The organism is Desulfosarcina widdelii (genome assembly GCF_009688965.1).
Lineage (GTDB): Bacteria > Desulfobacterota > Desulfobacteria > Desulfobacterales > Desulfosarcinaceae > Desulfosarcina > Desulfosarcina widdelii.
This window is the reverse complement of record NZ_AP021875.1, coordinates 1,422,200-1,446,947: the sequence shown is the minus strand read 5'-3', so window position 1 is coordinate 1,446,947 and position 24,748 is coordinate 1,422,200. Positions and strand designations below refer to the sequence as shown.

Annotated in this window: 21 protein-coding genes; 7 read left to right on the top strand and 14 right to left on the bottom strand. The window is 55.7% G+C overall.

Going from position 1 to position 24,748, the window contains the following annotated elements:
• Window positions 1-120 precede the first annotated feature (120 nt).
• The 4 genes from GN111_RS06710 to GN111_RS06695 are packed head-to-tail and all read right to left on the bottom strand — an operon-like array spanning window position 121 to window position 3,210.
• Window positions 121-609, bottom strand: a complete 489-nt coding sequence (locus GN111_RS06710) for a L,D-transpeptidase family protein (protein ID WP_155303018.1) — start codon at window positions 607-609, stop codon at window positions 121-123.
• A gap of 57 nt (window positions 610-666) precedes the next feature.
• Window positions 667-1,212: a hypothetical protein gene (locus GN111_RS06705; RefSeq protein ID WP_155303017.1), complete on the bottom strand. Its 546-nt coding sequence runs from the start codon at window positions 1,210-1,212 to the stop codon at window positions 667-669.
• Entirely contained in the window at window positions 1,209-1,769 is a 561-nt protein-coding gene (locus GN111_RS06700) for a PspA/IM30 family protein (protein ID WP_155303016.1), read from the bottom strand. The genes GN111_RS06705 and GN111_RS06700 overlap by 4 nt, the downstream gene beginning before the upstream one ends.
• Before the next feature lie 16 nt (window positions 1,770-1,785).
• Entirely contained in the window at window positions 1,786-3,210 is a 1,425-nt protein-coding gene (locus GN111_RS06695; RefSeq protein ID WP_155303015.1) for a vWA domain-containing protein, read from the bottom strand.
• A gap of 195 nt (window positions 3,211-3,405) precedes the next feature.
• Here GN111_RS06695 and GN111_RS06690 point away from each other — a divergent pair, with 195 nt between their 5' ends.
• The 4 genes from GN111_RS06690 to GN111_RS06675 all read left to right on the top strand — a co-directional run bounded on the left by GN111_RS06690 (window position 3,406) and on the right by GN111_RS06675 (window position 7,704).
• Complete coding sequence (locus GN111_RS06690; RefSeq protein WP_155303014.1) at window positions 3,406-4,104, top strand: response regulator transcription factor; 699 nt, start codon at window positions 3,406-3,408, stop codon at window positions 4,102-4,104.
• A complete protein-coding gene (locus tag GN111_RS06685; RefSeq protein ID WP_155303013.1) occupies window positions 4,101-6,014 on the top strand; it encodes a sensor histidine kinase in 1,914 nt (637 codons plus the stop codon). Before GN111_RS06690 ends, GN111_RS06685 begins: the two co-directional genes overlap by 4 nt.
• A 97-nt stretch (window positions 6,015-6,111) precedes the next feature.
• The gene (locus GN111_RS06680; RefSeq protein WP_155303012.1) at window positions 6,112-6,699 is read left to right on the top strand and encodes a YkgJ family cysteine cluster protein; all 588 of its coding nucleotides are present in this window, start codon (window positions 6,112-6,114) and stop codon (window positions 6,697-6,699) included.
• Window positions 6,700-6,906: 207 nt separating this feature from the next.
• Window positions 6,907-7,704, top strand: a complete 798-nt coding sequence (locus GN111_RS06675; protein ID WP_155303011.1) for a substrate-binding periplasmic protein — start codon at window positions 6,907-6,909, stop codon at window positions 7,702-7,704.
• A gap of 750 nt (window positions 7,705-8,454) precedes the next feature.
• Here GN111_RS06675 and GN111_RS06670 read toward each other — a convergent pair.
• From GN111_RS06670 to GN111_RS06640, 7 genes are all read right to left on the bottom strand, one after another.
• Complete coding sequence (locus tag GN111_RS06670; protein ID WP_170302171.1) at window positions 8,455-8,982, bottom strand: SoxR reducing system RseC family protein; 528 nt, start codon at window positions 8,980-8,982, stop codon at window positions 8,455-8,457.
• Window positions 8,983-9,108: 126 nt separating this feature from the next.
• Window positions 9,109-9,471, bottom strand: coding sequence for an SHOCT domain-containing protein (locus tag GN111_RS06665; RefSeq protein ID WP_197740506.1), 363 nt, complete (start codon window positions 9,469-9,471; stop codon window positions 9,109-9,111).
• A gap of 71 nt (window positions 9,472-9,542) precedes the next feature.
• Window positions 9,543-10,067, bottom strand: coding sequence for a Spy/CpxP family protein refolding chaperone (locus tag GN111_RS06660; protein WP_170302170.1), 525 nt, complete (start codon window positions 10,065-10,067; stop codon window positions 9,543-9,545).
• Between the two features lie 297 nt (window positions 10,068-10,364).
• Entirely contained in the window at window positions 10,365-11,744 is a 1,380-nt protein-coding gene (locus GN111_RS06655) for a sigma-54-dependent transcriptional regulator (protein WP_155303009.1), read from the bottom strand.
• Window positions 11,725-13,503 carry an ATP-binding protein gene (locus GN111_RS06650; protein ID WP_170302169.1) on the bottom strand — a complete coding sequence of 593 codons (1,779 nt, stop codon included), beginning with the start codon at window positions 13,501-13,503 and terminating at the stop codon, window positions 11,725-11,727. Before GN111_RS06650 ends, GN111_RS06655 begins: the two co-directional genes overlap by 20 nt.
• Window positions 13,504-13,724: 221 nt before the next feature.
• Window positions 13,725-14,921: an MFS transporter gene (locus tag GN111_RS06645; protein ID WP_155303007.1), complete on the bottom strand. Its 1,197-nt coding sequence runs from the start codon at window positions 14,919-14,921 to the stop codon at window positions 13,725-13,727.
• A gap of 64 nt (window positions 14,922-14,985) precedes the next feature.
• Window positions 14,986-16,107, bottom strand: a complete 1,122-nt coding sequence (locus GN111_RS06640) for a trans-sulfuration enzyme family protein (protein ID WP_170302168.1) — start codon at window positions 16,105-16,107, stop codon at window positions 14,986-14,988.
• A 247-nt stretch (window positions 16,108-16,354) separates the two neighbouring features.
• Here GN111_RS06640 and GN111_RS06635 point away from each other — a divergent pair, with 247 nt between their 5' ends.
• Window positions 16,355-17,797, top strand: coding sequence for a trimethylamine methyltransferase family protein (locus GN111_RS06635; RefSeq protein WP_155303005.1), 1,443 nt, complete (start codon window positions 16,355-16,357; stop codon window positions 17,795-17,797).
• Between the two features lie 51 nt (window positions 17,798-17,848).
• Here GN111_RS06635 and GN111_RS06630 read toward each other — a convergent pair whose 3' ends face one another.
• Both GN111_RS06630 and GN111_RS06625 read right to left on the bottom strand, forming a co-directional pair.
• Window positions 17,849-18,520, bottom strand: coding sequence for a VWA domain-containing protein (locus GN111_RS06630; RefSeq protein WP_155303004.1), 672 nt, complete (start codon window positions 18,518-18,520; stop codon window positions 17,849-17,851).
• Window positions 18,499-19,992 carry a hypothetical protein gene (locus GN111_RS06625; RefSeq protein WP_155303003.1) on the bottom strand — a complete coding sequence of 498 codons (1,494 nt, stop codon included), beginning with the start codon at window positions 19,990-19,992 and terminating at the stop codon, window positions 18,499-18,501. The genes GN111_RS06630 and GN111_RS06625 overlap by 22 nt, the downstream gene beginning before the upstream one ends.
• Before the next feature lie 755 nt (window positions 19,993-20,747).
• Here GN111_RS06625 and GN111_RS06620 point away from each other — a divergent pair.
• Together GN111_RS06620 and GN111_RS06615 are read left to right on the top strand one after the other, a co-directional pair.
• Window positions 20,748-21,455: an HNH endonuclease gene (locus GN111_RS06620; RefSeq protein ID WP_155303002.1), complete on the top strand. Its 708-nt coding sequence runs from the start codon at window positions 20,748-20,750 to the stop codon at window positions 21,453-21,455.
• 152 nt (window positions 21,456-21,607) lie between these two features.
• Window positions 21,608-23,092, top strand: coding sequence for a sensor domain-containing diguanylate cyclase (locus tag GN111_RS06615; protein ID WP_155303001.1), 1,485 nt, complete (start codon window positions 21,608-21,610; stop codon window positions 23,090-23,092).
• A 142-nt stretch (window positions 23,093-23,234) separates the two neighbouring features.
• Here the strand turns inward: GN111_RS06615 and GN111_RS06610 are convergent, their stop codons facing one another.
• A complete protein-coding gene (locus GN111_RS06610) occupies window positions 23,235-24,716 on the bottom strand; it encodes a protein adenylyltransferase SelO (protein ID WP_197740505.1) in 1,482 nt (493 codons plus the stop codon).
• Window positions 24,717-24,748 lie beyond the last annotated feature (32 nt).

The following is a 24,748-nucleotide window of genomic DNA, read 5'->3' as shown; positions in this document are numbered from 1 at the left end:
TAGAAAAGATAATGGAAAATGTAAACAGCTCATTCCAACCGGGCTGCTTCAGGCATTTAGGGCGATCCACAGGATGCAACCGATGGAAAAAGGCACGGTTGAAACCCGGTGCGATCCTCGTTACGGGCGGATTTCAATGGGTGTGCCGATATCGACGGCCTGCCAGATCTCGTCCATTTCAGCATTGGTGACGGCAATACAGCCGGTGGTCCAATCGTAGCGCTGGGTAATTGGTGCCAGGTGCCCATAACCGTTTTTCTGGCCGTGGATCATGATCCATCCGCCCGGATGCACGCCCTCACGTCGGGCACGCATCCGGTCGGCGGCATTGGGGTAGGAGATGCGAATGGATTTGTAATAAGCGCTGTTCGGATTTTTGAGGTCCAGGATATAGCGGCCCTCAGGCGTGCGCCGATCGCCCTGGCGCTGCTTATGCCCTTTCGGGTTGCCACCCAAGGCAACAGGGTAGGATCGAATGACCTTACCATTATTTTCGAGGTACAGTTTTTTTTCGGATTTGACGACCAGTACCCTGTCGGCTTTTTGGATGGCCAACCCGAAAGGAGGGCACAGCAGGAGCAGCAGGCACAGGATAACGATGGACTTCATTTTCACCCCGATCCTTTGAAATTCAACAGTTCGCCCCGTTTTCCGGCTCCTTCCTTTTCAACTGGCGCTCTCCAGGATTCGCTGGGCCTCACGCTGGGCATGGTCGAAGGGATCAACGTTTTGCCGGTCGATAGTTGTCGAACCGCGATGGGGGACGATGAAGAAGTAAAGCGCCTGCACCAGGAAGAACAGCCAGATGCTGATGACCCAGGTGACGGCGTTGCCCGGTCCAAGCAGGGCGACCAGCGCGACACCTCCGGCGGTGGTAACGGTTTCGGCGATTATGGCCCGCAAGGGAAAGTGACTGAAGCAGATGCCGCTGCGCAGCCAGCAGAGCACGCCCAGTCCCATAAAAAAGAAAACTGCGTCGATTCCGGGCCACACGGCGGTCCCCAAGAGCAGGATCAGGGGAAAGAGCACTACTACCGGGCGCTTGCCGCTCCATCGGGCCAGCAGAAGTGAGTAACCCAAAAGGATCGTCCACAACACCAGCTTATAGGCGATGGAACCGCCGACAATCCCCGCCAGGCCGATCGTAGCCGGCATGGCGATCAACGCGCAGATCAGACCGTAGACCAGCGTTGTCCGTATGGGAGATTTCATGCGTGGCCTCCTTTCTGAAGGGCTTCTTTGCGCTGGAGAAGTTCCAGTTCGACATCCTCCTCCTTGGGGTCGATGGGGCCCCGTTCTCCGGTTCGAACACCGCTTTCCTCGGCCCACAACCGCTGGTCGGCCTGCCGGCAGTAGGCATCGGCCCTGGCCTTGAGGGTTTCGTATTGCAGGCGCTGGTCGGCCAGTGTGGCCGACAGTTGGGATCTCTCCTGAGTGGCCGCTTCGTGCTGGTCCTTTAAGCATCGACAGGCGGTTTCCAGACAGCGGCGTCGGCGGATCAGCATACGGGCGATGTCGTCTTTTTCCTTTGACAGGGCCAGGTTAAGATCGGCTTCGAGCTTTTCCATCTCTTCGCCGTGACGGAGGAACTGGCGCTGCAATTGCTCGGCATTGCGGGTCATGCCATGGAGCTGCCTCTCCTTGTTTTCGAGGCTGTCCTCCATTTCCCTGAGGTATTGTTTGAGCAGCAGGCCCTTGTCCTCGAGTTGATCCATCACACCGTGTACATCGGCTTTGCAAAGTCGCAACATGCGGGTCATGATTCCCATGGTAGTGCTCCTTTCATTATTGTTTGTTCCTTCTTACTTTATAACTCTCGTACTGCATGGCTTTGGAAACCTGCTTTTTCTTCTCTGCCACCACAGCCGGTGCTCCGGCAAATGTTTCGTCGACCTGCCGGCTCAACTCGTGGACGTCGGTTTCCAGATTCCTGGCCACCTTTTTCGAACCCACCACAGTATTGATGGCTGACTGCCGATCCTCGTATTCCCGGATGCGCTGCTGGGCGTGTGTCCTATTGCCGTCGCGGATGTCAGCGGCCACCGCCTCTTTCAACCGGCTGAACTCCTCCTGAACCACCTGATCGGCCCAGTTCTCCTTCTTAATGCTGGCAACAACCGACGCCGGGTCCTTGACGCAGGCCACGGTAAGGGGACGGGCGGCGGCAAGCTTGCGAGTCCGATCCCCATGGCGGTACGCAAGCTCGATCTGCCCCAGTTCAACGATTTTCTCCTTGTCCGTTGGTGCCTGGAAGGTCAGGTAGAGGGTTTTGCTCTGTCCGGAGAGAAGATTTCCGGGGTGGATTACCGCGGTCCCATTGTCGATGGAAATGGGATACCCACCTGCCCGAACCAGGCGCACACCGGCCCCCAGGGGAATGCGGACGCCGACATCGGCAGCAGCCACCTGACGGGAGGTCTGTAATTCGGTTTCGAAAACCTGGGCCAGCACCCTGGGATTTTCCAGAAAGTGATACTGGCCGGCGCCGTGGTCCGCGATGGCCGTCATCACGATTTCGTTAAAATCAAGGCCCACACCCACCGTGCTGACGGAAAATTGGTTTTCGACGGCGACGGAAGCCATGCGGCCCAAGGCCTTGGTGCTGGTGATGCCCTGGTTGGCAAGCCCATCAGAAATCAGGACCACTTTGCGTTGACGGCCGTCACCAGAGGCGTTCAACAGGCAATCGATTCCCCGTTGCAGACCGGCGCTCAGATGGGTCCCCCCGCCGGCCCGAATCTGGTTGACGAGGGTTTCCATCTGCCGCCGGTTGGCCCCGGTCATCTCCATCAAGGGTGATGACGTCCGGACCCCGTTGGAATAGGTCACCAGGGCCAGGCGGTCGTCCGGTCCCAGGTGTTCCAGCAACCCGACGACGGCCATACGGGCGTCCGCAAGCTTTTGACCTTCCATGGAACCGCTACGGTCCAGAACGATCACCAGGTCAGCGGCCGGTGCCGGCTGCCCATCCTCGACGGGTAAGGAGGCCGCGGTCAGATTCAGGGCCACGGTCACCTGTCCGTCGCCGTCTTTGAGGATCTTGTCCTGAACCGTCTCGGCGGACAGGGTCACGGGGCCGTTGCCGCTGCCGGAAACGACAACGGACGATGAAATAAGGGGCGATTGCCTGTTTCCCAATGCGGCCAGGGCGGCGGTGGTAATCAGGATCAATGCGACGATGGCCAGCAGGCTTTTTTTCTTGGTGAGCATAACGGTTCTCCTTTTGTTATTCGAAGGTGGCGCTTTGTTGTTGAAGTGGATTGTAACGTGGTGGGCGGCGATTACAATTCAAACAAATGCAAAAGGTTAGCCCCATGTTTTTGCATAAGTTTTACTTTGAAAGCGGTTCGATTGATGGTAGGGATGAACCTGACGTCCAACGACATCCGAGGAAAGGAAACCATTATGGAACCGGCCAAAACCAGCGTCTTGGTCGTGGAAGACGATCCGGCCATCGCCAGAGGACTTTGCGATGTGCTCGTGTTCAACGGATACCACGCCGAAACCGTGGCCGACGGAAACCGGGGATGTGAATCGGCGTTGGAGGGGGCCTGGGACCTCATCCTGCTGGACGTGATGCTTCCCGGTATCGACGGCTTTTCCATCTGTCGTGAAATTCGCCGCAAGCGGCCGACCCAGCCGGTCATCATGCTCACCGCCAAAGGCTCCGAAGACGATATCGTTACCGGGTTTACCGCCGGCGCGGACGATTACGTGAGCAAACCCTTTTCGCTGCGCGAGTTGATGGTACGGGTGGAAGCCGTTCTCAGACGCAGCGGCAAAACCATGGGGGACGAGCGGATACGATGCGGCGACGTTCTCTTCGACGGCCTCAACCTTCAGGCCACCTGCGATGATCGCACTGCAGCACTGACCCGCAGAGAGATGGACATCGTTGTCTATCTTTTCCGCCACAGGGAGCGCATCGTTTCCAAGGCCGAACTGCTTACCGAGGTCTGGCATTACAAAGACCCCGGGATCGAGACCCGCACCGTGGACATTCACATGCTCAAACTGAGAAAAAAGATCGCTTCGCTGACCAATGGATCGGGATTAATCGAGACCGTCCGGGGCGAAGGGTACCGTCTGGAGTCGGAGTCTTGAGAAAACTGCGTCTATACATGATCGTTTTCTGCCTGCTGATCTCTTTGCCTTTGGCATTCGTCGCTTGGCGGACTTACATCACACTGAACCGGGAGGCCCGGTCCCAGGTGCGGTTCTTTGCGGGGCAACTGCTGGACGAAATCGAAGCCGAACTCAGCGAACTGGTCCGGCGGGAAGAAAGCCGCGCCGTGGACGAATACAGCCATACCCTGGTGCAGGAGGGCAGAAGGGTCACATCGCCTCTGGCAGGCATTCCCAAAGAGACCTATATCCTGGGCTATTTTCAGAACAATCCGGATGGAACCTTTCAGACGCCCCTGGCCGCGGATTCCGGACAGGTAACGGATGCATATGCCCCGCGCTTGCGGCAGCTTAAAGCTATCAACTCGGTTTTCAACCAGCGCAAGTTCGTTGCACAGGCTCCACGAACCGAACCTTCCGAGAAGAAGCAGAAGGAGAAAACGGTGGCTAAAAAAGAGTCTTCCGCATTCGCCGACCGCTTTATCAAGGCGCCCGTAGGCAGCAAATCCAAAACCGTCCTCGGCCAGAAAAAGTCCCGGGTGGAAGAGATCACCGCCGACCAGGCCCAGAACCTGGCCCGGCAGGAAGTCCAGGCTTATAAACGACCGTGGGACTACGAAGCCGAGGTCGACGAGGCGTTGGACGCCGAGGCAGCGCCCGAATACCGCGCGGCAGCACCCCCTTCTTCGGCGCCCGTACCTTTGCTGGAGCGAAGGGGGGCGGTTCAAGGACATTCGAAACCATCCGTCGAGAGGTTCCAGGCCGAGGTGGCCCCTCTGCAGGCCGTCGCCATCGACGAAGAGCGGGTGTTCATCTTCCGGCGGATCGGCATCCAGGGGCAGATCTATCGGCAGGGGTTCGTTATAGAACTGCGACCGTTTCTGGACCACCTGCTGGCAACCTATTATACGACCCAACCCATCTCCGGCTATACCCGCCTGGTGTTGAATGCTGCCGGTCGAAGCGCCATGGGCCGTCCGTCCGCCGGTCAAGCGATGCTCCAGGAAGAAGATTGGGTGGCCGCAAGGACGTTTCCCGCTCCCTTTGGATTTCTCAGCGCCGAAATGGTTGCCGTGTCTCTTCCTTCCTCGCCGGCCCGGCAAACCCTCACCCTGGCGCTGTTTATCCTGGGCGTCGTGATGGTGGCCGGACTGGTGGCCATTTACCACAGTGCGCGGGCCGTTCTGGACTTGTCGGAGCGGCGTTCACGGTTCGTATCCGCGGTGACCCATGAACTCAAGACGCCGCTGACCAACATTCGCATGTATATCGAAATGCTGGACCAGGGCATCGCCGCCACGCCCGAGCGCGAGCAGGAGTATTTTGGCATCCTGGCTTCGGAGAGCGCCCGGTTGTCCGGACTGATCAACAATGTCCTCGAATTGTCCAGACTGGAGAAGCAGACCCGGCGATTCGATCTCAGGCAAGGGGACTTGAGCGATGTGCTCGACGAGGTGCAGGCGGTCATGGGCGAAAGCCTGGCGCGAGAGGGATTCGAACTGACCGTAATTGCCGGTGGTATTCAGACCTGCACCTATGACCGGGAGGTGCTGGTTCAGGTGTTGATCAACCTCATGGAAAACAGCATCAAGTTCGGACGGCATCTGCCGGAAAAGCGCATCACCATTGCTGCCGGCACCGGTAACGACGGAGTCACGCTGAAGGTGTCCGACACCGGGCCGGGTATTCCCAAACGGGCGCTCAGACGGGTATTCGACGATTTCTACCGGGTGGACAACGACCTGAACCGTACCACCGGTGGAACCGGCATTGGCCTGGCCCTAGTTAAGAAATTCGTGGTTGCCATGGGTGGACGGGTCAAGGCGGAGAATAACGATGGGGCGGGGTGTACGGTTAGTATTATTTTGCCCGGAGGGGCGGAGGACTGAAGTCGGAGGGCTGAGGTCGGATGAGGGACGAGGGAAGGGTGATCGTAGGAGCGGCTTCCTGCCGCGATTATTCTATCCGGGGATTATGATGGATTCTATGGAAGAAAAAATTAAACAAATGCAAGCCATCTACGAGGATTTTGAAAAAGCTGCAGCATCTTACAAGGCCGAGGCCGCCTGTGCCAAAGGCTGTGCCTTCTGCTGCACCGATGCGGGCAGTATTCACATCACCACTCTGGAGGGCAGGGTAATTCAAAACTGCATCCAGCGGCTGCCGCGTAGCCGGCAGGTGGCCGTCAAAAAGGCCCTGGCTGCCGATATGAAGCGCCGGGAACGCAATCAGCCTTCCGCCTGCCCGCTGCTGATGAAAAACAGGGCCTGCATGATTTACGATCACCGTCCCTTTGCCTGTCGAAGGATCTACTCCCTTAAAACATGCAGCCCAAGTCAGCATCCGGTACTCAGCAAACAGGTGATGGGCCTTGGGGATGAGGCCATCAAAGCCCTGCAGCAATTGGACGACAACGGCTACAGCGGCCACCTTTCTTATATTCTGCACATGCTGAATACGCCCGCCTTTCTGGAAACTTATCTCGTCGGAGATTACCAGCCTGAAGCAATCATGCAGTTTGGCAAAAGCCACGGGATCGTGATTAACCGGATGGCTATAGAGATGAATGGCTGATTCATGTTTATCTAAGATGATGTGTTTCTTAGTCCTTGTAATTAAATACCCTCTTTAAAATCTGTGGTGGCGCACTGAATCTCGTTCATCGGAAAAGTGGCGCTTAATCTTCTCTACCGGAAACAGGCTTTAAAAATTTAACGTTGCTTTTTGAAGCGTGAAAGTGCGATCATTATTTCGATCTAACATCCTGATAAAGAGGGAGTAATGACAAAATTCAACCGGATGAGACTGTGCGCGATATGCCTATGGTGTTTTGTCATATGGACATGCGGTGTTACCGTCACTGAAGCGCAACAATCAGCTGCGGAACCCACCATCCTGAAAATCGGCACGATGGATCTTCCTCCCTACGGGTGGGAAGATTCACAGCACGAAAAGCATGGAATTATCTATGAACTGAATCAGGAAATCGGCATTAGGTCAGGGCTTCCGTTTGAAAATAAAATTTTGCCTCATAACAGAATGTACCAGATGCTAAAACATGGAAAGATTGATCTGATCTCGTCTCAGGCTCATCAAGCTGCTCTGGATGCCGGCGATAAGCTGTCCATTCAATTTAAAATTAATGTGATTGTCGTTGCCAAAAAAGGCTCCGGAATTGAAAAAATTGAGGATTTTAAAGGGAAAAAATTAATTTATCATCATTCTGCCTCTTACCCAAAACTCGATAGACTGCCGCCAAAAGAGATCAATCGGGTGAGTAGTTACCAACAGAGTCTCAAAATGTTGTATAGTCGCCCATATGACGGAGCCGTCTTTTCCGAGCCAGCCTATTATTACTGGATGCAAGAAGCACGATTCACACCTGCCGATTTTGGGAAAGTTATCTTGATTGAGTGCAACAAAAAGCAATGGATCTTTGTGAGAAAAGATCTCCCGCAGAAAATCCGGATAATTCTTAAACGAATCGTTGAAGATATTTACAAGGAAAATTTGTATGAAGAACTGCTTAAACAATATGGAAAAAAGATAAATTGTATGAGTGTATTACGCAAGAAATAACAGATAATTATAATGCGATTGTCAAAACATTATCGGTGAAAGGAAAAATAACCCGGTGGTTAACTCAGATGTCAAAGCTGAACAAGCGACTCCAACCGAACATTAAATGCATCAGATGAGATCGATGTACCACCACAAATTGTCAAAGAGCGATGAAACCGGATCGAACCCGGCTTTTTTATTTTAATTGGGTACAAACGCTATAGAGTTGCGAGCCATAAAGCAGCCTACATTTTGGGATGTGTTGGCGGCCAATTCTATTTGTCTCTGTTTCCCTTCATTTTTTCCTTTAATCTTTTTCAATTGGAACGCTATCTGGCGATAAGGGTTTCATGGCGAGCAATCCCAACGATAGGACTAGCAACCCAGCACAAGGAGCAGATAAAGCGCCGGCAGCAGGGCAGTCAACCATTGAACAACGGATAGACTGACCACGGTGATGGAAAATCTGAGGCAGTTGACTATGATCCGGTCGCTGCCACCAGTTTGCCAGGGGAAGTGCGATCGACCATGACTGCGTTGAATCACCGACAACGGTGACATCCACGGCAGAATAAAGTAGAAAAATTCCCGGATAGCAGACCAAAAGACAGGTGGTTTCTCCGCTTCGTTTGGCGTTTATCGATCATCATTCCTTAACGCTATCCCGCCCATTGCCTACAGGAAATCAGGTGACCAATTGATTTGCCGGCAGTACCGCCGTTATTGAGCCGCCTTTTTATGGGTAGGCTGCCGGTTGGATTTTACGCTTCAAAGAGAATGCAGCAAAGGATCTTCTCGGGTACACACCCCCGGCTGACCGACACAGGATGTAATTTTCCTGTGCGGAATTCCCGCGGGCCGGGACAGGACCGTCGTAATGGTCGGCGTGGTCCGCCGACGGATCACGGATGTGCGGTCCAGAACCATGACGGCGGCAAAGCCGAAACCAAAACCGGCAGCGGTGCCGCCGATGGTGCCGGTCGTTGCCGCCAGGCCAAATGTCGGCGACAGCCAGCCTCCCGTAAACGCCCCTAAAAGAAGCCCGAAGACCGGGAGCAGATATAAGATCGCCGCACCGAGGTATAGGTTCTCCGATGAAAGCTGGATCCTGACCCGGTCGCCGGGTTTCGCCCCCACGGGATTGGCCACCCGGCTTTCCATCTTTGCCGGTGACTGGCAGCGCCGGCAGCCATGGGGGGAAGCGTGGCACCCGCCGCAGCCGCCTTTCCGCTCGGTTGCCACCCAAGCAACCTTGCTCGATTCCTGTTTGATAACGATACCCACTTGTTCAGCCATAAGAACACCTCGCTGGGTCGGTTTGTCTTTTTCACATGGTCTCATGCGATCGTCGGACGGCATCGTCAGTCGACTGGCTGTGGGAGGTCCGGGGACATCTTTCGTTTGCATCAACCCACGCTGCCGTCAGTCGTGTTGCAGCTCTTTTTTCATGGCCTGGTATTGCAGCTTATCGATCTCACCGTTGGCATATCGACGTTTAAGAATTTCCATCGCATCGGGCAGCCGCTGGTTCCGGGGACTGTCCGAGGATTGTCTGCCGGAAACGGCGCCTGAAACAGCCATCGCGATGGCTGCGATTACGGCCAGCCAGAATAGAATCATGATGATTCCCATGCCAGTACCTCCTATGGTCATGTGATGCGGCATGATCCAGCGACCATTGCCGTAGCCGAAGCTGTTCTGGTGATCGAACAGAAACCAGATGGTACCCGCGATCAGTGCGATGGAGATTCCCAGACTCAACAATGTGCTGGTTTTTCTGCTCATTGAAGCCTCCTTTTCTTCTCGAAAGATCGACTGTCCGGGGCGGATGGACCACCCCGGAGCAGCTTTGCAGCCTACCAGCAATATCCGCGGCCATGGCCATAACCGCTTCCCCGGTAGTTGTCCGGCAGCAGCTTGCGGACCTCCAGTCGATGGGCCAGGGCCTTCTGGTCGAAGTCGGCGCGCAGAGAGGAAATCTCTTTTTGCAGTTCATAGACCTTGGCATGGTCTGGATTATCCCTGTTCATTTCACTGCGCAGGGCGATTTCTTTATCTTCCATTCGATCGCGCAGTTCCCGAGTATCCCTGTAGAACTTCTCCTGGGATGCCTCCAGTTTGGCCGCATTCTCGTCGGACAGGTTGCCCCATGCGGCATGACCGCGGCAATACGGGCCGTCATCGGAATCCCATCCCCTCATGTGGTTACCGTAGCCTGGTCCCATCATGTATCCGCCGTCGTAGCCCGGTCCCATCATGTGGCCGCCGTAGCCGCCCATATGCGATCCATACCCCGAACTTCCGTGCGCAAAAGCGACAGCAGCGATTGCCAGGGTAAGCACAGCCGCCAAACCAAAAGTAGATTTTTTGTTGATATTCATTGACGTTCTCCTTTCAAGGTTCGTTAAGCTTTGAATCCGCACCGCCAAGGCGGTACCATATTTCTGGTTATGGTAATGGCAAGGCATGTGCCAGACGACGGAAGGGTTTCCCATTCTCGTTATTAGGCATTGATTTTATAGGGTTTTTCTGCTCTCGAGGGAGGTTTGGAAATGATAATGGTCCGGACCGGATCGGTACTTACCGTGTAAAAAAGAAACAGTCTTGGGCCGGACACCCATTAGTGGTGGGTAAAAAATAGCCAGCCCGTCGATGGCGTCTATAGACTGTCGGCTCCGTCATCCGATGCCATAGCTTTTCAACTTGTTGTGCAGGGTCTTGCGCGTGATGCCCAGGCGCCGGGCGGCCTCGCTTTTATTGCCGTCCGTGGCCTGCAGGGTGGCCGTAATGGCCTCCCTCTCGATCTCTTCCAGCGAGCGGGTGCCGTCCGGCGGTGGGGACGCCGATGCCCCGGATCGATCCAGTTCAGGGTATTTCCTGACGATATTCAAGGGCAACTGCTTCTCGGTGATGTGGTCGCCGGTCAGGAGGATGACAGCCCGCTCGACGGCGTTTTCCAGTTCCCGCACGTTTCCGGGCCAGTCATACTTGAGCAGCATATCCATCGACAGAGGGGTAAAGCCCTTAACGGGCTTGCGGTTTTTCTCGGCATAACGTTTCAGAAAATAATCGGCCAGCAGGGGGATATCGTCCAGGCGCTCCCGGAGAGGCGGCACGTTCAGGGGCATGACGTTGAGGCGATAAAACAGGTCCTCCCGGAAGCGTCCCTCGGCCACCTCGACCTCGAGGTCGCGATTGGTGGCGGCCACGATGCGCACATCCACCGGAATGACCGCCTCACCGCCCACCCGTTGAATTTCCTTTTGCTGAAGCACCCGCAGCAGCTTGGCCTGCATGGTCGGTGTCGTCTCGGCGATCTCGTCCAGAAAGATGGTGCCGCGGTCGGCCTGCATGAATTTGCCTTCGCGGCGCCTGTCAGCCCCGGTGAATGCGCCCTTTTCGTGCCCGAACAGCTCCGACTCCAGAAGGGTTTCGGTGATGGCCGCACAGTTGACGATCACCAGGGGCTGATCCTTGCGGGGGCTGTTGACATGCAGCGAGCGTGCGATCAACTCTTTGCCGGTGCCGCTTTCCCCGTTGACCAGGACGGTGGCCTCGGACGGTGCGGTCATGGCCAGCATCTCCAGCAGCGCCCTCATGGCCGCGCTCTTGCCGATGATATTGGGGGTGTCCGGATCGGCCCGCAATTTCCTTTTGAGCAGTTCGTTTTCCGCCTTCAGTCCGGCGTGCTCCCGGGCCCGTTCCAGCGTCAGCTTCAACACTTCGAAGTCCAGCGGCTTGATCAGGTAGTCGTAGGCGCCGGCCTTCAGGGCGTCTACCGCCGATTCGACTGATGAATAGGCTGTCATGATAATGACCGGGATGGAAGGGTTGTACGACCTGATCTGTTCCAGTGCTTCGATGCCGCCCATTTTGGCCATGCGAACATCCATCAATACCAGGTCGAACGGATCGGTCGTCACCCGTTCCACGGCCCTATCACCGTCATCGGCGGTTTCAACGGCATATCCCCAACTGCGGGTGATCGTCTTTAAGGTGGTCAGGTGGCCAGGGTCGTCATCCACAATCAGAATGCGGCTAAGCCGGTTTGCGGTCATGGCTTTCTTCCTTTTCGACAAGGCCGGAGATACAGGCAAGCCGGATGGTCATAGTCGTCCCTTTGCCGGGGATGCTTTCCACATGGAGATGGGCCTGATGGGCGTCGATAATTTTATGCACCACGGCCAGTCCCAGTCCGGTGCCTTTGTTCTTGGTGGTGAAATAGGGATCGAAGATTTTTCCGAGATGGTCGGCGTCGATGCCCGGCCCCGTGTCGCTGATCCGGATGCGCACGCTGCGGCCGTCTTCCATGTCGCAGCCAATCCGCAACGTGCCGCCGCTGCTCATGGCCTGGATCGCATTGAGGTAGAGGTTGAGCAGACACTGGTTGAGCCGGTCCGGATCGACACTGACCTGGCAGATGTCGTCGGCGAGATCCAACTCGACCTGTACCTTCTGGTTGGCGGCGTCCTGGTTGACCAATTGGATGGAGCGGGTCAGCAGGGGTGCAATATCGGTGGGTTGGCGCTTCAGATCGGTCGGCCGGGCAAAGTCCAGCAGTTCGGAAATGGCCCGATTGAGCCGATCCACTTCCTGGACCATCACCCCGGCGGCGGATTTGGCTTCGCTGCCTTCGGAGAATTGATCACCAAAAAAAGTGGTCAAGCCCTTGATGGAACTCAGAGGATTGCGGATCTCATGGGCCACACCGGCGGCCAGTTTGCCCAGGGCGGCCAATTTGTCCTGGCGCCGGACCTCGGCCTCCAGGCGTCGCACCTCCCGCAGATCCTTGAGAATCAGGACCTCGCCCACGAATTTACCGACTTCGTTCACGATCCGCGCCGCACTGATGCTCAGCGGCACGGTACGGCCATCGGCAAACGTGCACTCGGTTTCCCGCTCGTTGACGGGCTCTCCTTCGTCGAACCATTGATCCAGGCCGCACAGATGGGCAGGCAGAAAATCTTGCGCCGGCCGCCCGCGTACCGTCGCCGCCGTCAAGCCTGTGATGGTTTCGGCGGCCGCATTGAAAAAGGTGATGCGGCCGCTTTGATCCGTGGCGACAAGACCAATGGGGAGGTGGGTGACCAGCTCGTCAGCAAAGGCGCTGGTATCCTGCAGTGATCGTCTGGCCGCACGATAGCTGCGTCTCCAGAAGAACGAAACAAAGCCGGCGAAACCGGTGAGCAGGACAATCGCAGACATGACCACGGTTGTTCGAATGTCCTCACGCATGGCCGATTCAAACGGTTCCACATCCAGTCCGACGACGATAAGCCGTTGCTCTTGTTTGTTCGAAGCCAGCCAATCGTCCTGAGGAACAGGCATCATCCGATGCCGGTGCATCATTTGGCGCATGTGGCTGTATTCGGCGCCGTTTTCCGTGAACAGGGGCCGGAAGTGGCGATGGACTTCGAAGGATTTTTCGCCGGTATCCAGATCCACCAGTTCCCAGTTCTCTTTCAGATCCGGTCCCAGGTGGATCAGTTTTCGGTCTTTGCGAAACGAAGTGCCGATTTTAGACGGGTCGCTGTGGGCGACCACCATGCCGTCGGGATCAACGACCGCCATATACAGGACGTCGGGCAGTCGACCGGTTTCTTCCAACAGAAGCTGAAACTGCTCTCCCCCCCACATCATACCCATCATGCCGGCGCGGGCTCCCGCCTCCACGGCACGAATCAGTGCTGCGCCTTTTGCCGTAAGGATTTCTGACATATACTGCTTCTCACGATGAGAATTCTGGACGGCGAAAACGATCACGGCAACGAGCAGGATGATCGTCGATCCCAGGATGATCCACGGGGACGTTTGCATGCCGGCACCGACCCTCCCCTTGGATGGACGCATTGGTTACACTCCCCCCTTTGGCTGCGGGTATGGTTTTAAAAAAGCTTACCTGAAAATTATCCATTGATGGGTAATTTGTAAACATATTCCCTATTCAAATGAATATGCGGGTAAAAAATACACATCCCGAGTCGGGTGGAAGTGCGGTGTGAAGGATTGCTGGAAAAATAGGCCGCCCGCCAATCTCGCTACTTTTTATTTCGAGACAGCGGCCGCATTGCTATCAGGCCGGCCGCAGGGCCTACTGCCAGAACCATCAGCAGGTATTGCAGCGGCACGGCGGTGGCCAGCCATTGAACGACGGCCAGACTGACCACGGTGATGGAGAAACCGATGCAGTTCACCAGGGTCAGGGCGCTGCCCACCAGTTCCCCGGGAGCAGTGCGGGCCACCATGGCCGAGAATTGCGGCGAATCGCCCACAACAGTGATTCCCCAGAGCAGCATGAGGGAGAGGAAAAGTTGCGGAGAAAGGGCAAAGATTAAAGGAGAGAGCAGGCAGCAGAGGCCGGAAACGGCCAGCTGTACGGCGGCCACCACCGCACTGCCATGGCGTATGGACAGCATTCCGCCGACGATGCAGCCCAGACTGCCGATGCCGATGATCGCAAAACTCCACACCGGGAGATTCAAGAAGACATCGGGGTTCTGGGATGCGTAGGCGCCCAGAAAAACGGGAACGAAGGCCCAGAGGGTATACAATTCCCACATGTGGCCGAAGTAGCCCAAGGCCGCGGCGCGCAGCAACCGGCGGCGGAACAGGGCTGTCAGCGCTCTGGGATCGAAGACCGGGGCGGTTTTAAGATATGGACCGTCCGGAACCAAAAGGGCCATCAGCAGGCCGCCGAAAAGGCAAACGCCTGAAGAGACGGCCATGACCGCCTGCCAGGAAAGGGCTGAAAAGCCGCCTTTCAGCAGGTGAGGGAAGGCCGTTCCCAGGACCAGAGCGCCGATGAGAAATCCAAGGGCGTTGCCAAGCCCTTTTTCATACCAGCCGGCGGCGATCTTCATACCCACGGGGTAGATTCCAGCCAAAAAAAATCCGGCAGCAAAACGCAGGAGTAAAAGAGTGACGAGGCTGGTGCATGCAATAATGATCGACAGATTAAACAAGGCGCCGGCAACCGTACACAGCAGGAATACCAGGCGGGGAGAGAATCGGTCGGAAATGGAGAAAAAGGCGAAGACCAGGGTGCCGGTGATGAAGCCTATCTGGACGGCACCGGTAATCCATCCGGAAAGCGAAGAACCCGCTGACCCTGCCTGGACCAGTTCTGTCAGGACCGCATTACCGGAAAACCAGATGGACGTGCCGGCAAACTGGGAAAAGACGATTACCGGCAGGATCCAGAATGGCTTTCGTGGCCTGTCGCCGGACGGTGTCATGGAAAATTCTCTCCAATTTGCTACTCGCTACCCGCAGAAAAATGGAACGACCGTTCTGTAGGGATCATCCGATGGCGCCCAGGGCCTGGTTCAGGTCGTCGATGAGAAGTTTTGCCGCTTCGACACCCACGGAAAGACGTACCAGGTTTTCCTTGACCCCGGCCTTATCGCGGTTTTCGGGGCTCAGGGAGACGTGGGTGTTGGTCATGGGCTGATTGGCCAGGCTGGTGACGCCGCCCAGGCTGGTGGCAAGTTTGATGACTTTCAGACGGTCCATGACCCTTTTGGTGCCGTCGAAGTCTGCGGCCACCTCGAAGCTGAGCATGCCACCGAAGCCAGAAAGGAGCTTTTCGGCGATGGCATGGTCCGGATGCGAGGCGAGTCCCGGGTAGTGCACGGTAGAGATTTTGGGATGCGAGTCCAGGAATCGGGCCACGGCCATGGCGTTATCGTTTTGCCGCGCGATGCGCAATTCCAGGGTCTGCATGCCGCGAAGTGTGAGAAAGGCGGACATGGGGTCCATGACCCCGCCGAAATGTTTCCTCAATTCCCAGATTCGGTCGGAGAAGGGCGAATTGCCGCAGACGAATCCCGCGGTCACGTCGTGGTGGCCGCCCAGGTATTTGGTTCCGCTGTGGATCAGCACGTCCACTCCCCAGTCTGCCGGATGCTGGTTTACCGGTGAGGCAAATGTTCCATCCAGCAAAACGGTTGCGCCTTTGGCTTTGGCCGCAGCCGCCAGCCGGGGGACGTCCACGACCCGCAGCAACGGGTTGGTGGGCGACTCCAGGTACAAAAGGGTCAATCCTTTGTCGATTTCAGCCAGGATCGTATCGACGTCGGAGCAATTGACCAGGGTGACATCGACGCCGAAGCGCGGCAGGATCGAGTCCATCAGTTCGAAACTGCCCCCGTAGATTTCCCGGGTGGAGACAATGCGGTCGCCGGCCTTCACATGGGACATGATAGCGGTGGTGATGGCGGCCATGCCGGATCCGAACCCAAGGGCGCGTTCGTAACCTTCCAGAGCGGCCAGGGCGGTTTCCACCTCGACCACCGAAGGATTGTCCCAGCGGGAGTAGATGTACCCGCTTTGGTTCTGCACCACATCGATCAGATCGTCGGATTGGTCAAATTTGTAGGTGGCTGTCATGTATATTGGTGAAACGACCGGTTTGCCTTTCATTTTGCGATTTCCTTTCCGACTTGCCCTAAATGGTTTCCCAGCAGCGATAAACATTAAAGCCGTTAAGCTAATTGAATTGGCGGGATATTTCAACTGACAAATTGGCTTCTTGGATGAAAAACCGGTTGTTATGACGATGATGTACGAATCACGCTGGGTCGGCAATGAATTGCATTGACTTTCACTGCAAAAAAAGGCAGATGGCAAAAATTGTGGCAAATTTTTTGGGACGATTGGAGACGTGCAGATGAGCGATCGCATGCAGGTGTTTTCCCGTGACGAGATCAATCTGATCCACGATGCGTCCATGGAGATCCTTGCGGAAACCGGGGTTAAATTCAATTCACCGGAGGCCCTGGATCTATTTCGAGACAATGGCTTCACGGTCACCAATCCCCGGGTGTTCATCACCGAAAAGGAGGTGATGCGCGCCCTGGAGACGGTGCCGTCGCGATTTGTCGTGCATGCCCGCAATCCCGAGTACAATGTGTCCATCGGAGAAGACGATTTCGTTTTTCTGCCCACGGCAGGGGCGCCCAATGTTTCAGATGCGGATGGAATGCGGCGTCCTGCGGTCATGGAAGACTACTTGACCTGCTGCAAACTCGTACAGACCTCCGATCAGCTGGACATGAATGGCTACCTCACGATTCAGCCCAACGACGTGCCTTCCCAGATTGCCCATCTGGACATGATGATGGCCACCCTGACGATGTGCGACAAAGCCTTTCTGGCGGCCAGTACGTTTCGTCAGGCGGCCCTGGATTCGGTGGCCATGGCAGCCCTGGCCTGGGGTGGCCTGGATCAATTGAAAAAGCAGCCGGTCATGCCCGCCATCGTGCATGCGGCTTCGCCGCTCAAATACAGCCCGGAAATGGCCGAGATCATCATTGACATGGCCCGGTTGGGTCAGCCGCTGGTGATCACGGACATGGTACTGGCCGGCACCAGCGGGCCGGTGTCGCTGCCGGGGCTTTTGGCTATGGCCAACGCCGAGATATTGAGCGGGATTGTTCTGGCCCAATTGGCCGGTCAGGGTACGCCGGTGGTGTACGGATCGGTGTCGGCCCCGTCGGATATGCGCACCGTGGCCTCGGCCGTGGGCGCTCCCGAGGCTGTGGTGTTGGCCTCTGCGGTGATTCAACTGGCCCGGCACTACAAGGTCCCCTGCCGAACCGGGGGCATGCTGACCAATTCCCATTGCCTGGACTCCCAGGCTGCTGCAGAAGGCACCCTGATGATGAGTACCGCCGTGAGAAACGGGGCCAATTTCATCCTGCATGCCTGCGGCCAGTTGGGCTCCTACATCTCCATGAGCTTCGAAAAATGGATTATGGACGAAGAGGTGTGCCGCACCTTGCGGCGTGTGCTCAAGGCCATGGACATCAACGTGGAATCCATTGATGTCGATACCATCAAGAGCATGGGCAGCGACGGCAATTACCTGACCCATCCGACCACCTTCAAACACTGCCGCAGCCTCTATCAGCCGTACCTGTTTACCCGCGACGACTATCAGACCTGGGCGACCCAGGGCGCCCGCCGTGTGGCCGATCAAACCCGGAGCATACTGGAAAAACGTTTGGAAGGGTATGAAAAGCCGCCCATCGATCCGGTGTTGGAACAGGAATTGGAAGAATACGTCATCCAGCAGAAGAAGAAGCTGATGGAGAAAAAGTTCGTCTTTTAAAAAAAGCGCCCTATGGGGCGCTTTTTTTTATCGATGAACGCTATTTTTCGATCAGGAAAAGATATTGTCCAGCCGCTCCAGGTCGTTGATCAATCGCCAATTCCCGCCGCCGCCTTCCGTTTTTGCCCGCCATTGTTCCACACGCTGCATGTATTGTTTGGGGTCGCGGATATCGTCCCGCAGTTTGGTCACATTCAGGGCGATGATATTGAACTCGTCCAGTTGAAAGGGAACGTCGCGCACATGGCCTTTGGCCAGCTCTTCTTTCAAATCGGAGAAGATCAGGATGTACTTTTCTCCGGATCCGGACTCGTTTAAATACTCCACCGCCTGGAGCAGGCCGCCGGAAATGTCCGTATGGCTGCTGCTTTTCACCTTCGATACGAAGTCGGCCACCTTTTTCTGGAAAGCGCGTTTCTGGGTGTTGGCCACAGAGGGCCGCTGGTCGAAGGTCACCTTGGCGACAATGTCCTTTTCGCTGAAGCTGCCCGTGTCGATGCGGCCGATGGCCATGGTGTCCCCCGGAGTGAGGGTCCCCAGCAGGTAGTTGATGATGGCCCGGGCCTTGTTCAACTCGTCCGTATAGGTGCCGGATGTGTCCACCAGCATATAAACCCCTCGGGTATGATTGGTTTTCTGGGTGCATCCGGCCACAGCCGTCACCATGGCCGCCAGGGCGACAACGAGCAGCGATAGACGCATCAGTCGTTTGTTTTTTTGCATGGTGCAGCCTCCTCGAGCATGGTCATGGGCGTTTTCCGGTTGTCCGATTCATCCTGTTCGGCATGCTTCTCAGCAGATGTGGAAGCGATCTTGCGGGCGATCAGCGCCTCCAGCCAGAGGGCCGGGAAGATCACCAGGTCGTAAACGTTGACCACCAGCCGGCCCAGGTAAAAGCCCAGGTTGCCCGCCAGCCGCAGAAAAAAGGCCAGGGCACGCAATCCCCAGGAAGCGGCCATGCCCAGCACCGTCCGTGAAGACGAGATGAAGGTTTCGAAGGGCATGGCCACCGTGGTGAGAATAAACGGCAGGATGAAACCCAGGATCATCTGGCCGATGGTGGGGATCTTGCTGGCCGCAACGGCGGACGGTTCGATCCCGGCCAGGCTCTGGCGCAGAGCCTCCATGTCAGCGGCGATGCGGTCGCGCATGAAAGCCAGGGAGGATTCCACACCGGCCAGAATGGTCAGCATGATCAGCAGGATCCAGAAGAACCAGGTTCGCTTCTTGTCGTCCAGACAGCCGATGACGGAAAACAGACGGGTAAAGCGCAGGGCGTCCATGAGAAAGATACCCACAACCACTTCCAGGCAGACGATGAACATGCCGGCCACATCGGAGGTGCGAAAGGAGCCGATATAGCTGGCGCCGCCCACCATTTCGGACATGGGCAGAGCCACCAGGTTGAAGTTGATGATGGCGCCGATGATGAACACGCCCAATACCAGGCCGGAGGTGAAAAACTGGGTCAGCGAGGAGGAGGAAAGCTGACGTTCGGCGGCGTCGCTTTGGGTGCGAACGGTTTCATAGTCGACCATGCAGCGGTCCACCGCCTGGGAACGGGCGGTCAGATCGGTGATGGCTTTTTCCAGTCCGCTGAGGGTCTTGTCCGTTGCACGCCATTGGGGGACCATGCGGGAGAGAATTCCGTGACGCTGGGAAACCGCCTTGCGGTGCCCCTCCAGGGCGATCTTGTGTTGCTCCTTCAGGGTGTTGTGAATGTCTTCGAGAATGTTGGCCACCATGGGATCGCCCGAGGGCTTGATGGCGGCGATGGCGTCGATCACCTTGACCCAGTCCGAGAGGCCCTGGGGGATTTCGGCGCTCTGCTTGTAGTCGTCCTCCAGCTTGAGCAGGTTTTCCCGCAGTTGGCGCTGAAGCTGGGGATACGCCTTCAGGTTGCGATCAACCGCCGTGCCGATGCGCTCGAATTCACGTTCGGTGCGGCGTTCGGCCTGTTCCATGCCCGCAGCCAGAAGCACCTCCCGGTTGCGGATGTCCAGGCGCTCCTGGGCGCTCCTGACCGAAGCGGCGGCCAAGCGCATGGCGTTGTGGATCAACCGGCCCAGCGAGGCCATAGCGTCGTGAAAAGGACGGCGGGCAAAATACATGGCCGCGATGCTCAAAAAAATCCACACCAGCACGGATAAAAACGGTACCGGCGTGATATTGAACAAGATCGTTGCATCTGGCATGAGATCCTCCAATCATTCATGGTGTTGCATCGATTTGACGAACCAGGTGGTTCCGGGGCCGCCTGCAGCCGCTACATCCCGAAAAGGATCGCTTCCGGCAGGCACTCTGAAAAGAAGGCACCTGAAAATCGACGTTTCCTTATTCGAATGCAGCAATTCGCATGCCGCCGGGATTTTTGAACATCTCTTTGAATTTCCAGACGGTGCGATGGCACCACCCGGAATTATGCGAATATGCGTTTAACTTTTTGTTATAAAATAAAATACTGTTTTAGGGGTAGGGGAAAAAGAGACCAGATCATTCCGATGAAACCGAGGAAAGTCGCCCGTCCTGTCATCCCTGCGCTTTCGCATATGTGCATTTTTTTATACAATCGATTTCGCAATGGTCTTTCGAGTTATCCTTTAACGGCAATGCGGATTTTTCGACTGCCAGAATGATCGAGAGTAGGGTAATGCTGTTTCCCGTGAGCTTTGCCGTCCGTCTCATATTTGCATCAATGGTTCTCATAAGCGCACGGCGCGCCGTGCCTTTACATGGGATCTCTGGCGGGTTAGGTATGAAGGCACCAATGTCCTAAAAATCGATGCAGTGGCGGACCTTTTAGAAAGGAACGCGAAAAAGGAATTGCATCCGGGATTCAGTTGTTGTAGTTACTTTTCCCTTTGTCAAAAGAGATCGGCGGGGCAGCGTCCCCATGGTTCCAACGCTGATAAAAAAGCGCCGTTATTTTAAAAAGTGAGTGACAGCAAAGATGGAACTGAGCAAACTGGAAATTCAGCAGATGCTGCGCGAGATGAACGTCAAGTTCAGCGCGGATGAAACCTACGAGGACCTCAAACAGCGTTTGCAGAAAGAAAACCAAAGTTTGTGGCTCAAATCGGTGTCCGAAAACCGTACGCAAGGCGACAGCTCCAAAAGGGTCGTTGTCCGCAAGCGCAGAAAAGAACCCGATCTCCAAAAGTCCCCTTCAGACGCATCGGCAGAACCCGACAATCTTCGAACGCAAAGAAAATCTTCATCCCGTTCCGATGCTGCGCGTGCTTTTAGACGCCAACCGGCAGCCCCCCGGCACTCCATCGAAAAACCGGCTCCCGGAAAACCGTGGAAGGAGGCCGCCAACGGCACCGAACCTTTTAACCGCAAGAAAAAGGTGTTCGAAACGGTTCTGCGGCGATCCCGCATGCGCTGCGAGAACTGCGGCAAGGATTGCAACGCAGCGTCCGGCCAGACGGAAATGCATCCATTTCACATCATCCCCCTGGAACACGGCGGTGAACACTCCATCAAAAACGTGGTAGCCCTTTGTCCCGACTGTCTGACGGCCATGCAAGACGATCCGGATCCCAAGACGATCAAGGACTTGAAACGCAAAGCCCGCGTCAAGATTTACGATTCCCTGGAAGTGGTTCGGAAAAAGAAGGTTCGCGGCCGGCGGCGGCATTCAGGCCGTCTGCGGTAGACAAACAGGGTCGGCAGGTTTTTTTTAAAGAAGTGGTAACTTCTACCGATATTCACCAATAGGCATTTCGACCTTCTGTGCAATTCGATCTTCCATTACGGTTAACCCATTTGTGACCCCGTGTATCCGACGAGATTTTAAGGACCTAAAGCATGACGGCTGTGAATAAGGATTTCGGTAATATCAAGCTACCATCGCCGCCAGCAATTGCTGTCCGTATTATCGAGGCCGTAAAGAAAGAAGAAACGTCATTCGACGAGTTGTCGAGGATCATCATGGCAGATCCGGCGCTGACTTCCAAAGTGTTGAAAGCGGCAAACTCGCCCATGTACGCCATTCCTTCGAAGATCGATACCATTCAACGGGCGCTGACCGTTCTTGGCTTCAATGCATTGAAAAATATCGCTCTTTCTTTTGTCATTGCCAACGAGTTGAATGCAGATTCCGACGATTCCTTCGATTTTGACTTCTTTTGGAAAAGATCCGTGACAGCAGCGGTCAGTGCGGAATTGATAGCATCCCTGGTCGGAAAGAAAAGCGACGACATTTTTGTCACAGGGTTGCTGCAGGATATCGGTGTCGTCATCATGTATTTGAGCAGCCCGAAAGATTATCTAATCGTGCTGGAGGAAAAGAAGCATTCGGAATTGACCGCAATCGAGCTTGAAAAAAAGATCTTCGGGTTCGATCACCAGGAAATCGGCATGGAAGTGCTCAACCATTGGGGACTTCCGGGCAGCATTTACGAACCGATCGGCCGTCACCACCTCAACGGCGTCGGTGGCAACGGCAAGGGCTCGGCTGCGGAAATCCTCAACCTTTCGGACAAGCTTTCATCGCTTTACCATGGGGACCAAAGTTCAAAAAAATTGAATCAGGTGAAATCCGCCTTCAGAGCCCTTTATGGCATCGAATCCGCCGAAATCAATGATCTGGTGGATCAGGTGGCCTCCCATAGCATTGAGATCATATCGTTTTTCGATATCGACCCCGGCGACATGCAACCGCTATCCGAGATCCTTTACGAGGCCAAGGAGGAGCTGGGAAAGGTCAATTTATCCTACGAACAGTTGGTGCGCGAGTTGGAACTGGCCAAGTCTGAACTGAAAAAGGCAAATAACCAACTCAGTGAGATGGCGTTCCGTGACGGATTAACGGCGCTCTATAATCATCGTTATTTTCAGGAGCAACTGGAAAAGGAAGTCAATCGGGCAATGCGTTACCAACGCGCTCTTTCGCTGATCATATTCGATTTGGATCATTTTAAAAAAATCAATGACGTGCATGGTCATCTGGTGGGCGACAGGGTTCTTAAAAAAGTCGCGGAAATCGCACTGCTGACCGTAAGAGAATCCGATATGGTCGCCCGTTATGGGGGTGAAGAGTTTGCGATCATCCTCCCCGAGACCGAGATGAAAGGCGTTGTCACACTTGCCGAGCGTATTCGTAAGCAGATCGCTTCAATGCGGATGGAACTCGACGGGAAGAATGTCGATGTTACGGCGAGTTTCGGGGTAACCCTCTGGGAAAAGGGGATGCCGCATACCAACAAGGAAAATATGATCAGCGCTGCCGACAACGCATTGTACCAGTCAAAAAAGAAGGGACGAGACAAGACTAGTTTTAAGGGCCTGTGAATGCCCGATGAGGTCGCCCGGTTCCAATTCGGTTTGGCCGGCCGATTCGCCGCCTCCCTTTTTTTCTCCCCGACCAGCAAGGTTTTCCCCCGGATTTCTTCTTCTATCGAACGCTTTTTGCTTGTAAAGGCTGCCGACGGGATCACGTCCCGCAAAAGGTTCGGTAAGGTTTTGCTGAAGGAGGCGGGGGCAGATGATAGTCGGCGCCTTCGGGCAGATTCTGAAAGGGTTGGGAGAGCACTTCCAGCAGCTTTTCCATGACCGTATAATCGGCCCGTTGGACGGCCGCTGCCAGGGCCTCCTCCACCCGGTGGTTGCGTGGGATGACCGCGGGATTGTGCGTGTTCATGAGCCGGCGGGCGGTCTTCCAGGAATCCGGCTGCCGCTTTATCCTGGCCTTCCAGCGTTCGAACCACTGTTTAAAATCCTGAGCCCGGAACAAGGGGGTTTGTGTCGATTCCCCGGATGCCAGGTCTCGGAAGGTGTTGGTAAAATCCGCTTTGTGCCGATACATGCAGTCGAGCAGGTCCTCCACCAAGACGGCATCATCCGCCTCCTGGTTCGACAGACCCAGTTTGGATTGCATGCCCGACAGCCAGCTGTCGCGGAAGGTGTCTGGAAAGTTTGAGAGGGTCTCCTTGGCCATCGATACCGCCTCTTGCGGATCATCGTGAATCAATGGCAGCAGGGCCTCGGCAAAACGGGCAAGATTCCACTGGACGATCTGCGGCTGCCGACCGTAGGCGTAGCGACCATTGTGATCGATGGAACTGAAGACGGTATTCGGATCATAGGCGTCCATGAATGCACAGGGGCCATAGTCGATGGTTTCGCCGCAAAGGGTCGTGTTGTCCGTGTTCATAACACCGTGAATGAAGCCAACCAGCATCCAGCGGGCCACCAGGGAAGCCTGTCGATCCATAACGTCGCCAAGCAGGGCGAGATATGGATTTTCCTCGGCGGTCAGATCGGGAAAGTGGCGCTGGATGGTATAATCGGCCAGCGCCCGGAGATCGTCGGGCTTGTCCCTTGCCGCCGCATACTCGAAGGTTCCCACGCGAATGTGGCTGGCCGCCGTGCGGGTGAGAATCGCCCCCTGCAATACGGTTTCACGGAACACCGGTTCACCGGTGGTCACTACTGCGAGGCTGCGGGTCGTTGGAATGCCCAGGGCAAAAAGCGCCTCGCTGATGATATACTCACGAAGCATCGGACCCAGGGCTGCCCGTCCGTCCCCGTTTCGCGAAAAAGGGGTCCTGCCGGATCCTTTGAACTGAATGTCGAAGCGCTCACCATCGGGTGTCAATTGCTCGCCGAGCAATATCGCCCGCCCATCGCCCAGCATGGTGAAAGATCCGAATTGATGTCCTGCATAGGCCTGGGCGATCGGATCGGCACCCTCGGGGATCCGGTTGCCCGAAAAAAGGGCGGCGCCCTCGTCATCCTTCAGGGCGTCGGGATTCAGGCCCAAAAATTTCGCCAGCCCTGCGTTGAAAACCACGAGTTTCGGCGTGCGTACCGTTACGGGATTCAGCCGGACATAAAAGGCATGCGGCAGCCGTGCATAGCTGTTGTCGAATTGCCACCCGGAGTCCGAGGGATTTTTTGTATTGCTGGGCATCATGGCATTCTCCCGACGATCAGATGAAAAGTCTC